Here is a 12,752-nt window from a genome sequence, read left to right as displayed (position 1 = left end):
TCCCCTTTGGAGACTGGCGCGAGACGCCGGGCCATGCCCTGGCGTCACCAGATCGCTTTATAGTTAGCAATTGCCGTGCCAAGTTAACAATCACAGGCCAAGCCTTTGATTCATTAACAAATCCGCAACACAAAATCATCCAAAGCATGGTGTAATGAAGAGCTGTCGGCATACATTGCACCAAATCAAGGCAAGACGGCCGAGCGGCTGCACCAAAAATGTGCAATGCGCAGCAACCGGCTGAACTTTCTCAGCCGGCCCGCCGCCTAATACCCGGCTACACTGGAACGGTCTTGCATCCGGCCCGGCCCAACGCCGCGGCCCATCCGCAACGCCCCCCTCAACGGGCCGCCCCGGCGGCCCGCCACGATAACGACAATAGGAAACACATCATGCAAGCAAGCGCTTTCAAGGACATCCTCAACACCCTGCCCGCCGTCGACGACATTCGCGCCATCGTGCTGCTGGACGCCAGCGGCGAGCCGGTCGGCCGGCTGGACAATCAGCCCGGCACCGCCGGCTCGGTGCGCGTCTACCACGCCCTGATCAAGACCCACGGCCATATCGACCGCAAGGCCGCGCGCGAGGGACTGGCGCTTTACGCCGAACACACGCCGGACGCGCGCGCCAATCCGGGAAAACACCCCAATATCGACCGCCTGCTGTCCATCGCCGAGGCCGACGCGCCCGGCTTGCGCGCGCGCCTGGTGCTGAGCCAGGACGATTGATCCGCGCCCCGGCGCGCGCCCAAACAAAAAGCCCGCTCGAATGAGCGGGCTTTTTGATAAAGCGTTCCTGAAAACAGGAATTAAGCTTCGGCAACCACCACGATCTTGATCGGGGTCACGACGTCGTGATGCAGAGCGATCTCGATGTCGTACTCGCCGATGGCCTTGAACGGGCCGTTCGGCAGGCGAACTTCGGTGCGCTTAACCGCAACGCCGAAGGCGGTCACGGCTTCAGCCACGTCGGCGTTGGTCACGGAACCGAACAGACGGCCGTCAACGCCGGCTTTCTGAGCGATGGTGACAACGGCTTCGTTCAGCTTCTCGGCGCGGACCTTGGCGTCGGCCAGGATCTCGGCTTGCTTGGCTTCCAGTTCGGCGCGACGAGCTTCGAACTGTTTCAGGTTGGCTTCGGTAGCGCGCTTGGCTTTGCCTTGCGGGATCAGGAAGTTACGACCGTAACCATCCTTGACTTTAACCACATCACCCAGTTGACCCAGGTTGGCAACTTTTTCGAGCAGAATGATTTGCATCTTTTAAGTTCCTTTTCCCGGCTTAGTGCTGGTCGGTGTACGGCAGGAAGGCCAGGAAGCGAGCACGCTTGATAGCGGTGGTCAGCTGACGCTGGTAGCGGGCCTTGGTGCCGGTGATGCGAGCCGGAATGATTTTGCCGTTTTCGGCGATGAAGTCTTTCAGGAGATCAACGGATTTGTAGTCGATTTCCTTGATGCCTTCTGCCGTGAAGCGGCAGAACTTCTTGCGCTTGAAGAGTTGACGAGCCATTTTGACTAACCTTTTACAAATTCAACATATTCGATATTGAGCACTAACCGCGGATTCCTGAGGCTGCGCTGGGACAGAAAGCCGGTGAGATTCACCGTGTTTCCCGCCAGTTTCCCGGAAAACTTCCGGGCGTCTTCGCCTATCAGCACGGCCTGTATTTCGCAGGCCACATCCCGATCAAAACCGTGAGCTGTCTGTCTGGACTGATGCTTGAGCCACATTTCCAACACCGGCAAGCCGGCGGGCGTGTATCTCAGCGCATCCTCTCGGTCGACCGTGGCGGTCAGCGCCAGACGGTTCTGCAAGACTTTGCTCCGGCCAATTAGGCGGAAGCTTCAGCCTCGGCTGCCGGCTGCTGGGCGTCCAGCAGGTTCTTGGCCTTTTCGTCCTTCATCATCGGGGACGCTTCGGTAACCGCGCGCTCCAGCTTGATGGTCAGGTGACGCAGAACAGCGTCGTTGAACTTGAAGGCGTGTTCGATTTCGGCCAGGGTCTCGGACTGGCACTCTACGTTCATCAGAACGTAGTGAGCCTTGTGCAGCTTCTGGATCGGGTAAGCCAGTTGACGGCGGCCCCAGTCTTCCAGACGGTGGATCTTGCCCTCAGCGGCCAGAACCATGCCCTTGTAGCGCTCGATCATGGCCGGAACCTGTTCGCTCTGGTCCGGGTGGACGATGAACACGATTTCGTAATGACGCATGTTAACTCCTTGTGGCTATTGAAGCCTTTTGCCATGCAGTTGCAAAAGGCAAGGGGTTGAAACCGCAGCATTCTACGCGCTAAGCCGGCGGCAGGCAAATAAATCAGGGGCTTCCGCGCGGAACGGCGGCAAGGCTGTGGCGAAGACGGGATTCGGAATCCGCCCCAAGTCGCGGTTCAAAGCCTCTCAAGCGAGGGCGAGGCAAGGCGAAAACGAGCGAAAAAGCGGAATGTACGAGGGGGTACATGAGCATTCTGAGCTCGTACTCGCCGTACAACGCTTCATGACGCGCAGCAGACCTTGAACAGGTTCTCAGAGCTTTTTGTCGCGGGAGATATCCACCACCACCCCATTGCTCAGCGTCACCGTGGTGGTATAGGGCACGGCGTCGTTGGCGAGCCAGGACAGCGAGCGGGTGCTGGTTTCCACCACCGCGTTGGCGTCCTTGGTTTTGACCGTGGGGCCGTTGCTGCTGTAATCGGGCGCGCCGGCCTGGGACACCAGTTCGGCCTCGGACATGCCCTTGTGCAGCTTGATGTAGACCTCGAACGGAATCGGCCCCGCCGCGGCCAGCGCGGAAGCGAGGGACAACAGGACGGCGAGCGGGGTTTTCATGTGCATTCCTTTGCGGCGACGCGGCTCAGCGCACTTTTTTGACCACGTCTATCAGTTCGGTGACCATGCCGGTGGCGTCGCCCTGATGCAGCGCGCGCGCCACGCAGCCTTTCATGTGATTTTCCAGCAATTGCATCGACACCGCGTCCAGCGCCGACTTGACCGCGGCCACCTGGGTCAGGATGTCCACGCAATAACGGTCCGCCTCCACCATGCCGCTGATGCCGCGCACCTGACCCTCGATGCGCGCCAAACGCTTGATCAGCGCGCTCTTGCCCGGCTGCACCACGGTTTTGTCGGAAAGCGGGGCCGCTGCGTCGCAACAGCCGTCCTGCGGTTTTTCTTGCGTCATGTCCATCCTAATCCAAGCGGGTTCAAAGCGAGCCCGGCCGCCGTCCGGCGGGCCGGGCTGCGGCCATTGTGACGCAGTTGCGCGCGGCCGCCTAGGCCTCCACCCGCAGCATGCCCATCATCCCCGCATCTTCGTGCTCGAGGATGTGACAATGGAACATGCGCAGGCCCGGCATGTCCTGGCGGAAACGCAGCCGCAGCGTCTCGCCGGCGGAGACGTTGGCCACGTCGCGCCAGGCCAGGAACGGTTCTTCGCGCCAGACGCCATCCTTGCGGCGCGCCAGCGCCTGGAACTGGGTGCCGTGAATGTGGAAGGGGTGGTCCATATCGGCCTCGTTCACGATCTCCCACTCCTCCACCGCCCCCACCTTGCCCAGGAAGTCCGCCCGCTCCATGTCGAAGGTCTTGCCGTTGATCAGGAACATCGCGGCGGGATTGGCCATGTCTTCGGACAGCACCACCCTGCGCCGCACCGCCGGCGCGCCCAGGGGCCGGATTTCACGCAGCCGCTCAGGCAGCGGCGCCGTGGTTTTGGCGACGGCGCCCCGGCGCAACTCCAGCAGCGTCAGGCTCGCGTCCTGTTCGGCCGACATCATCTTGCCGCGCCGATACGGCAGGGCCAGCAGGCCGGCGCCGTGGCCGGGCGCGAAGCGTCCGGTCACCACCAGCTCGGCGCGGGCGCCGGGCGGCAGCGTCAGGCTGTCGATGCGTCGCGGCCGTTGCAGCAGGCCGCCGTCGCTGCCCACCAGTTCCAGTTCGTGGCCGGGCAGGGCCAGCTTAAGCACGCGCGCGCTGCTGGCGTTCCAGACCCGCCAGCGCTGGCGCTCGCCGACACCCAGCGTCAGATGCGGCCGCCAGGCGCCGTTGACCAGCAGGAACTGGCCTTCGCGGCCATCCATGCGATCGGCTTCGCTATTGGCCGCGATCTTGCCGTCGGCGTCCAGCTTCAGGTCCGACAACACCAGTCTTTGCTCCGGCAGATGCGCCAGCGGATCGCTGTGGCTCTTGACCACGAACACGCCAGCCAGTCCCCTATACACCTGCTCGGCGGTATGTCCGTGCGGGTGCGGGTGATACCAGTAACTGCCGGCGCAGCCCTGCGGCAAAGTAAAGCGGTATTCGCGGCTCCCCCCCGGCGGCACCGGGTCTTGCGGATTGCCGTCCTGGTCCGCCGGAATCGGCAGGCCGTGCCAATGAATGGTGGTGGGCTGGGACAGGCGGTTTTCGAAATGTAGCCGCAATTCGTCGCCTTCGAACACTTCTATCGTCGGCCCCGGCACCTGGCCGTTATAGCTCCAGAACACGGTGGCGGGCTTGCCGGGCAACAGCGGCAGCGCCTGCGCGCCGGCGCTGAGCGCCGCGCTGAACACGCCGGGCAAGACGCTCTGGTTGCGCAACAGCGGCAGGGCCGGCAAAGCCAGGCCCGCCGGCAGGCCCAAAGCGGCCGCGGCCGGCATTGTCTCCGCCGCCGCGCCCATGCCGCCATGTCCCATCGCCGCGTGATCGACGGCGGGCGGCTGCGCCGCCCAGGCCTGCCGCAACAACGGAACCAGAGCCAACGCCGCGCCGGCGCCGATGAATCCACGTCTATCCATCACTGCACTCCCCTCTCGCAAATAGGATACCCAGGTAAGGTATCAACAAGACTACGGCGGCGCCAGATCGGTTCCGTATTCTGTCTACTTTTTTAGGCTCGCATCTGATCACAGTCAAACCCCGCGCCCAAGAAAAAGCCCCCGAGGACGGGGGCTTGGCGGTGCGGGCGGCCAGGGCTCAATCGGCCTTGGCCTGCGCCAGCGTGCGCTGGCGGCGGCTTTCCGACAGCACCATGCCGGCGGACACCGACACGTTCAGGCTTTCCACCGTGCCGAACATCGGGATGGACACCAGCACGTCGCAGTGCTCGCGGGTCAAGCGGCGCATGCCCTCGCCTTCCGAGCCCATCACCCAGGCCAGCGGGCCGGCGGCGTCGCAGTGGTAGAGGTCGGTATCCGCTTCCATGGTGGTGCCGGCGATCCAGATCCCGGCGTCTTTCAAGTCGCGCAGCGTGCGCGCCAGATTGGTGACCGTGAGATAGGGAATCACCTCGGCGGCGCCGCACGCCACCTTGGACACGGTGGCGTTGAGGCCGGCGGAACGGTCCTTGGGCGCGATCACCGCGTGCGCGCCCATCGCGTCCGCCACCCGCAGGCAGGCGCCCAGATTGTGCGGATCGGTGACGCCGTCCAGGATCAGCAACAAGGGCGGTTCGCTCAGATTGTCCAGCACGTCGTCCAGGTGCACGAAGTTGCGGCTGGCGTCTATCATCGCCGCCACGCCCTGGTGGCGGGCGTTGCCGCTCATGCTGTCCAGGCGTTCCTTGTCGACGATGTGCAGCTTGATGCCCTCCTCGGCGGCCTTGTCCAGCACCGCCTTGGCGCGGGCGTCGTGGCGGCCGCCGGCCAGCCAGACTTCCAGCAGGCTCTTGGGGTTCTGCCACAGACGGGCATTGATGGCGTGAAAGCCGTGGATCAGGCGTTTGTTGCTCATGGCGATTCTCTAATGACAATCCCGCCATTTTAGAGCGCGCGGCGGTTCAGGGCAAAACCGGCTTGCGTTCAGCTGCCCAGCACCTCCACGCCGGACATCAGCCCGAGCTGCCGCTGCTCGCCCACGGCGACGATGCCGGCCAGCAAGGCGGGCAACTCCGCCGCCGGCACCGGGCGGCCGAAGTGATAGCCCTGCAGCAAGGCGCAGCCCTTGCTGGTGAGGAATTGCGCCTGGCGCTCGCTCTCCACGCCCTCCGCCACCACCTGGAACTGCAGCTTGCGCGCCATCGCCAGAATGGCTTCGGCGATGGCGGCGTTGTCGCCGTCGTCCGGCAGACCTTCGACGAAGGATTGATCGATCTTCAAGGTATCCAGCGGAAAACGCTTCAGATGGGACAGCGAGGAGTAACCGGTGCCGAAATCGTCGATGGACAGGCCCACGCCCAGCGCCTTCAATTCGCCCAGCTGGCGCACCGCCTCGCCGGGGTTGAGCATGATCATGCTTTCGGTGATTTCCAGCTCCAGCCGCGCCGCGGACAGGCCCGCCGCCCGCAACGCCTCCGCCACCTTGAGCGGCAGCAGCTGCTGTTCGAACTGGCGCGCGGACAAATTCACCGCCAGCCGCGGCACCGCCACGCCCTGACGGTCCCAGACCGCCAATTGGCGGCAGGCTTCCTGCAGCACCCAGTCGCCTATGGGCTTGATCAGGCCGGTTTCCTCCGCCAGCGGGATGAAGCGGCCCGGCGGCACCAGGCCCAGTTGCGGATGGCGCCAGCGGATCAGCGCTTCCGCGCCCAGCACCCGGCGGCTGACCGCGTCCACCTGCGGCTGGTAATGCAGTTCCAGCTCGCCGCGCTCCAGCGCCAGCCTCAGGCCGTTCTCCAGCAATAGGCGTTCGAAGGTCTGGGTGTTCATTTCCGCGGCGAAGAACTGGTAAGTGTTCTTGCCTGCTTCCTTGGCGCGGTACATCGCCACGTCGGCATTCTTGAGCAGGGTCTGAGCGTCGGTGCCGTCATTGGGGTAGACGCTGATGCCTATGCTGCCGGTGACGTAGACCTCGTGGTTTTCCAGCCGCAGCGGCTGGCCCAGCGCCGCCAGCGTGTCCTCGGCGGCGGTCACCAGCGCGGCGGCGTCCTTGAAGCCGGTCATCACCAGGGTGAACTCGTCGCCGCCCAGCCGCGCCAGCAGGCCGCGCCCCCCCACCGCCCGTTGCAGGCGCAGCGCCGTCTCCCGCAACAACTCGTCGCCGGCCTGATGGCCAAAGGAGTCGTTGATCAGTTTGAAACGGTCCAGGTCGATGAACATCACCGCCAGCGAGCCGCTGGCGCAATCCAGGCTGATGATGGCCTCGTCCAGACGCGTGGTCAGGCTGCTGCGGTTGGGCAGCTGCGTCAGCGGATCGTGATTGGCCAGAAACTGCAGACGTTCCTCGGACTGCTTGCGCAGGGTGATGTCGGAGAACACCGCCACGTAATTGCTGAGCGCGCCGCCGGCGTCGCGCACCGCCGAGATCGCCAGCTCGGCCGGATACCACTCGCCGCTCTTGCGGCGGTCCAGCATCTCGCCCTGCCAATGGCCGCCGCCCGCCAACGCCTCCAGCATCGCCTGCCGGCTCAGCTGTTTCTGATCGCCAAAAATGCGCGACACCTTGCCCAGCGCCTCCGCCTCGGCGTAACCGGTAATGCCGCTGAAGGCGTGGTTGACCGCGATGATGCGCGCCTCGGCGTCCATCAGCAGAATGCCTTCCGCCGAGTTTTCGAACACCTTGGCCGCCAGCCGCAGATTGGCGTCCGCCGCCAGCCGTTCGGAAACATCCATCACCACGCCGATGATGGCTTTCTTGCCCTCGTAGTCGAACAGCCTGCTGTGGATTTCCACGTCCACCACCACGCCGTCCTGGCGCACCGCGCGGGTGCCGTATTGCAGCACCGCGATGTTCTCGCGGTAGCGCTTGACGATTTGCTGACGGATGCGCGCGGCCTCGCCCGGCACCAGCAGTTGCTCCAGACCCATGCCCTCCATTTCCTTGGGCTGATAACCAATGATGGCGGCCAGCTTGGGGTTGGCGTAGATCAGCTTCTCGTCCTGCAGGATGTAGATGCCCACCAGCGATTGCTCCACCAGCGCGCGGTAACGCTCCTCCGTTTCGCGCTTGGCTTTCTGCTCCTGACGGGTTTGGGTGATGTCGGTGTCCACGCTGCCCACCCCGGCCGGGCGGCCATGGGCGTCGAACAAGGGAAACTTGGTGACCAGCAAATGGCTGAGCACGCCGTTGAACAGAAAGCTCTCCTCGAACTGGCGCGGCTCCAGGCAGGACAGCACCACCGCGTCCTGCTCGCGGATCTGAGCGGCGTCCTGCTCGTCGAACAGCTCCTCCACCGTTAAACCCTGCATGCCCTGAGGCGCGCGCCCCACCCGGCGCGCATAGGCGGCGTTGGCCAGCAGAAACCGGCCGTCCAGCCCTTTAAGCGACATCATATTGGGACTGTTGTTGACCAGGGACTCCACCCGCGCGCGAAACTCGCGCAGCGCGCTCTCGTTCTGACGATGGCCGTCGGCCAAGACCGACACCAGCAGGGTGGCGCAACTCAAGGCCAGGGTCAGCGCCACCTCGCTGGCGCCGTTGAGCACGCTGGCGTGCATGGTCAGCTCCGGCGCCAGCACGTATAGCGACAGCAGGCCGAGCACCCAGGCCCCCACCAGCGCCGCGCCGCGGAAACCGACGCGGAAAGCCGCCCACAGCATCAGCGGGAAAAACAGCAATTGGCAGGGCAGAGAATAGGCGACGCTGCTGCCCAGCAGGCTGAACCACATCACGCTGGCCAGGGCCAGGATCAGGGCGGTTTCCAAGACCTGGCGCCGCGTCGGCGGCGCGCCGGACGCGTACAAGGCCGGCGGCGCGCACAAGGACAGGGCCAGGCCGGACACGCCCCAGGCCTGCGCCGCCCACGACCACAAGCCCTCCATGCCGAACCAGCGCCAGCCGGCGCCGGCGGCCAGGCCGGCCAAAAGCACCGAGGGATAGCAGGCGAGCCGCAGCAGCAGCCGCAGCAAGTCCGCCGGCTGACGCACCGCCAGTCCCCCGCGCAGGCCGGCCGCGTACAGGCCGGGCGCCAGCGCGTACAGGCTGATCAGCAGCAGGGCCGCCCATTGCGGCGGCGACCATTGCGCCGCCAGCGCGGCGGCGGCCAGCGGCCACCACCAGGACTGGCGCCAGCCGCGACGCAAAAAACGATAGCTCCATACACCGTGGGCGAGGAAGGCCGCCAGCGAAAATCCCAATACCGGCTCGCGCGGCCAAAAAGCCGTGCACGCCAAAAACCCCAGAAACACCGCCGCGTCCCGGCAAGCCGATCCGACTGTCACGCCACCCCGCCCCCATTCGCGCCGGCGCCCCGCCGCGCGCCGAAATTAATTTTGCATTAACAAATCAAGCGCATATATGCCAAACGAAAAACAAAATCACCCGGCTGACATACAATATATGCAATTGCCGGATGCAGCCAGACAATGACGATGAAAATATTCACCCCGCTGGACACAAGCGACGCCCGCCCAGCGCAAGCCGGGTAAACGGCGCGCGCCGGACGGCTGCTATAATCCCGAAACCGCCAAGCCCGAAACCGCCAAAACTAGTGAAGCAGCATGCTGGATAACCTCCCGCGGATCCCTCCCGCCAGTCAGAAAACTCGTCACGGACGCCTGCCCGCCGGGCTGGACGCCAACATCGTCGCCCGCCTCGCCGCAGAGCGGCGTCCGCTGCTCATCCTCGCCGCCGACGCGCAATCGGCGCAGCGCCTGCAAGCCGAAGCTCCGTTCTTCGCGCCCTCGCTGCGCGTGGCGCTGCTGCCGGACTGGGAAACCCTGCCCTACGACCATTTCTCCCCGCACGGCGAACTGGTCAGCGAGCGGCTGGCCACCTTGTGGCAGATCCATCAGCGCGAATGCGATGTGATCATCGCCCCGGTCAGCACCGCGATGACGCGGCTGGCGCCGATCGGCTATCTGCTGGGACGCACCTTCTTCCTGCAGACCAAGCAGCGGCTGGATGTGGAGCAGCTGCGCGCCAATATGGTCACCGCCGGTTACCACCACGTCACCCAGGTGATGGCCCCGGGCGAATTCTCCATCCGCGGCGGTCTGATCGATCTCTTCCCGATGGGATCGGCGCTGCCCTACCGCATCGATCTGTTCGACGACGAAATCGACAGCCTGCGCACCTTCGACCCGGACAATCAGCGCACCCTGTACCCGGTGCCGGAAATCCGCCTGCTGCCGGCGCGGGAATACCCGGCGGATGAAAGCGGGGTCACCGCCTTCCGTCAGCGCTACCGCGAGCGCATCGAAGGCGACCCCAGCAAGAGCCGCATTTACAAAGACGTCTCCCAGGGCCTGTGGCCGGCCGGCATCGAATACTTCCTGCCGCTGTTCTTCGACGACACCGCGACGCTGTTCGACTACCTGGGCGAAGACGCGCTGATCGTGTTGCACCATGATGTGCAACAGGCCGCCCAGGTCTTCTGGCAAGACGTGGAAAGCCGCTACGACATGGCGCGCGGCGACACCGAGCGCCCGGTGCTGCCGCCGGCCGACATCTTCCTGCGCCCTGACGAACTGATGGCGCGGCTCAAGCCTTACGCCCGCGTGGAACTGGCCGGCGACGGCGAACTGGCGGAAGGCTGCGCCCCGCTGCCGGAACTGGCGGTGGAGCGCCGCGCCGAACAACCGCTGCACAAGCTGGACGCCTTCATCCGCAGCGGCGGGCAACGCATCCTGATCACCGTGGAAAGCCTGGGCCGCCGCGAAACCGTCCATCAATTCCTGCAAGAACACGGCATCAAGCCGCGCCCGGTGGACGGCTGGGCCGAGTTCATCGCCGGCGACATGCCGCTGGCGCTGAGCGTGGCCCCGCTCTACACCGGCTTCGCCCTGCCCGGCGCCGGCATCGCCGTGGTCACCGAATCCGAGCTCTACCAGCATGTGGCGCGCAGCCACACCCGCCGCAAGAGCGCGCGCGCCGGCTCCGACTCCATGCTGCGCGACCTGGCCGAGGTCAAGGCCGGCGACCCGGTGGTGCACGAACAGCACGGCATCGGCCGCTACGTCGGCCTGGTGTCCATGGACCTGGGCGAAGGCGAAACCGAGCTGATGCAGCTGGAGTACGCCGACAGCGCCACCCTCTACGTGCCGGTCAGCCAGCTGCATCTGATTTCCCGTTACGCCGGCGGCGCGGCGGACCAGATCCACCTGCACAAGCTGGGCAATCCGGCCTGGGAGAAAGCCAAGAAGCGCGCCGCGGAAAAAGCCCGCGACACCGCCGCCGAGCTGCTCAACCTCTACGCCCAGCGCGCCGCGCGCGAAGGCCACAGCTTCAGCCTGTCCCACCACGACTACGAAGCCTTCGCCGCCGGCTTCGGCTTCGAGGAAACCCCGGACCAGGCCAGCGCCATCGAAGCCGTGGTGCAGGACATGTGCTCCGGCAAGCCGATGGACCGCCTGGTCTGCGGCGACGTCGGCTTCGGCAAGACCGAAGTCGCGCTGCGCGCCGCCTTCGTCGCCGTCCTCGGCGGCAAACAGGTGGCGGTGCTGGTGCCCACCACCTTGCTGGCGGAACAGCACTTCCAGAACTTCTCCGACCGCTTCGCCGACTGGCCGGTGAAAATCGCCGAACTGTCCCGCTTCCGCAGCGCCAAGGAAAGCAAGGCCGCGCTGGCCGGCCTGGCCGACGGCGGCGTGGACATCGTCATCGGCACCCACAAGCTGGTGCAGCCGGACATCCAGTTCAAGAACCTGGGCCTGGTCATCATCGACGAGGAACATCGTTTCGGCGTGCGCCAGAAAGAGCAACTGAAACGGCTGCGCGCCAATGTGGACGTGCTGACGCTGACCGCGACGCCGATTCCGCGCACGCTGTCGATGGCGCTGGAAGGCCTGCGCGACTTCTCCGTCATCGCCACCGCCCCCAGCCGCCGGCTGGCGGTGAAAACCTTCGTCAGCCCGATGGCCAACGGCGTGATCCGCGAAGCGGTGCTGCGCGAACTCAAACGCGGCGGCCAGGTGTTCTTCCTGCACAACGAGGTGGACACCATAGAAAACATGCGGGAAAAGCTGGCGGAGCTGGTGCCGGAAGCCCGCATCGGCGTGGCCCACGGCCAGCTGCGCGAACGCGAGCTGGAACAAGTGATGCGCGACTTCCTGCAGCAGCGCTTCAATGTGCTGCTGTGCTCCACCATTATTGAAACCGGCATCGACATCCCCAACGCCAACACTATCCTGATCAACCGCGCCGATAAGTTCGGCCTGGCCCAGCTGCACCAGCTGCGCGGCCGCGTAGGCCGCAGCCACCATCAGGCCTACGCCTATCTGCTGACGCCGGACGGCATCACCAAGGACGCGATGAAACGGCTGGAAGCCATCCAGATGTCCGAGGAACTGGGCGCAGGCTTCTACCTGGCGATGCACGATCTGGAAATCCGCGGCGCCGGCGAAGTGCTGGGCGAAGGCCAGTCCGGCGAGATGCAGGAAGTGGGCTTCTCCCTGTTCACCGAAATGCTCAAGCAGGCGGTGCGCGATCTCAAGAAAGGCCGCACCCCGGACCTGGACGCGCCGCTGGGCGTCACCACCGAAATCAATATGCACAGCCCGGCCCTGCTGCCGGACGGCTATTGCCCCGACGTGCACGAGCGGCTGGTGCTCTACAAGCGGCTGGCCACTTGCGAGAGCGAACAGGAAATCGACGATATCCACGAAGAGCTGATAGACCGCTTCGGCCTGCCGCCGCAAACCGTCAAGACCCTGATAGACAGCCACCGCCTGCGTCTGCTGGCCAAGCCCTTGGGCGTGCAAAAGCTGGACGCCAGCGAAGTGGCCATCCAGGTCCACTTCGCCAAGAACCCGCCGATAGACCCGATGAAAATCATCCAGCTGCTGCAAACCAAGCGCAACTACAGGCTGGCGGGACAGGACAAGCTGCGCGTGGAGGCCGATATTCAGGATGTGGCGCTGCGCGTGGTCAGGGTCAAGGAACTGTTGAAGGAGTTGAGCTCCTAA

11 protein-coding genes are annotated in these 12,752 nt (G+C 64.9%); 2 read left to right on the top strand and 9 right to left on the bottom strand.

Annotated elements, in window-relative coordinates; all coding sequences use genetic code 11:
- Positions 1-392 precede the first annotated feature (392 nt).
- The gene (locus tag AB1Z25_RS03520) at positions 393-728 is read left to right on the top strand and encodes a DUF2322 family protein (protein WP_227107032.1); all 336 of its coding nucleotides are present in this window, start codon (positions 393-395) and stop codon (positions 726-728) included.
- An 80-nt stretch (positions 729-808) separates the two neighbouring features.
- Here the strand turns inward: AB1Z25_RS03520 and rplI are convergent, their stop codons facing one another.
- The 9 genes from rplI to AB1Z25_RS03475 form a co-directional block, all read right to left on the bottom strand.
- Entirely contained in the window at positions 809-1,258 is a 450-nt protein-coding gene (rplI, locus tag AB1Z25_RS03515) for a 50S ribosomal protein L9 (RefSeq protein WP_048410928.1), read from the bottom strand.
- 22 nt (positions 1,259-1,280) lie between these two features.
- Positions 1,281-1,508, bottom strand: a complete 228-nt coding sequence (rpsR, locus tag AB1Z25_RS03510; RefSeq protein WP_011137185.1) for a 30S ribosomal protein S18 — start codon at positions 1,506-1,508, stop codon at positions 1,281-1,283.
- 5 nt (positions 1,509-1,513) lie between these two features.
- Positions 1,514-1,813: a primosomal replication protein N gene (gene priB / locus AB1Z25_RS03505; RefSeq protein WP_048415985.1), complete on the bottom strand. Its 300-nt coding sequence runs from the start codon at positions 1,811-1,813 to the stop codon at positions 1,514-1,516.
- Positions 1,814-1,830: 17 nt separating this feature from the next.
- Positions 1,831-2,208: a 30S ribosomal protein S6 gene (gene rpsF, locus AB1Z25_RS03500; protein ID WP_048410930.1), complete on the bottom strand. Its 378-nt coding sequence runs from the start codon at positions 2,206-2,208 to the stop codon at positions 1,831-1,833.
- Positions 2,209-2,520: 312 nt separating this feature from the next.
- The gene (locus AB1Z25_RS03495) at positions 2,521-2,823 is read right to left on the bottom strand and encodes a hypothetical protein (RefSeq protein ID WP_048415984.1); all 303 of its coding nucleotides are present in this window, start codon (positions 2,821-2,823) and stop codon (positions 2,521-2,523) included.
- Positions 2,824-2,848: 25 nt separating this feature from the next.
- The gene (locus AB1Z25_RS03490) at positions 2,849-3,175 is read right to left on the bottom strand and encodes a metal-sensitive transcriptional regulator (RefSeq protein ID WP_043632821.1); all 327 of its coding nucleotides are present in this window, start codon (positions 3,173-3,175) and stop codon (positions 2,849-2,851) included.
- A 91-nt stretch (positions 3,176-3,266) separates the two neighbouring features.
- On the bottom strand, positions 3,267-4,769 hold the full coding sequence (locus AB1Z25_RS03485) for a multicopper oxidase family protein (RefSeq protein ID WP_486636569.1): 1,503 nt from the start codon (positions 4,767-4,769) through the stop codon (positions 3,267-3,269).
- 178 nt (positions 4,770-4,947) lie between these two features.
- A complete protein-coding gene (gene rlmB, locus AB1Z25_RS03480) occupies positions 4,948-5,703 on the bottom strand; it encodes a 23S rRNA (guanosine(2251)-2'-O)-methyltransferase RlmB (RefSeq protein ID WP_107798213.1) in 756 nt (251 codons plus the stop codon).
- 68 nt (positions 5,704-5,771) lie between these two features.
- A complete protein-coding gene (locus tag AB1Z25_RS03475; RefSeq protein ID WP_233246642.1) occupies positions 5,772-8,984 on the bottom strand; it encodes a sensor domain-containing protein in 3,213 nt (1,070 codons plus the stop codon).
- Between the two features lie 363 nt (positions 8,985-9,347).
- On the opposite strand from AB1Z25_RS03475, the gene mfd reads away from it, so the two are divergent.
- On the top strand, positions 9,348-12,752 hold the full coding sequence (gene mfd, locus AB1Z25_RS03470; protein ID WP_486636568.1) for a transcription-repair coupling factor: 3,405 nt from the start codon (positions 9,348-9,350) through the stop codon (positions 12,750-12,752).

Source organism: Chromobacterium sp. HL1 (genome assembly GCF_057418835.1).
Note: the sequence above shows the minus strand (reverse complement) of the source record. Positions and strands in the feature narration are given on the sequence as shown.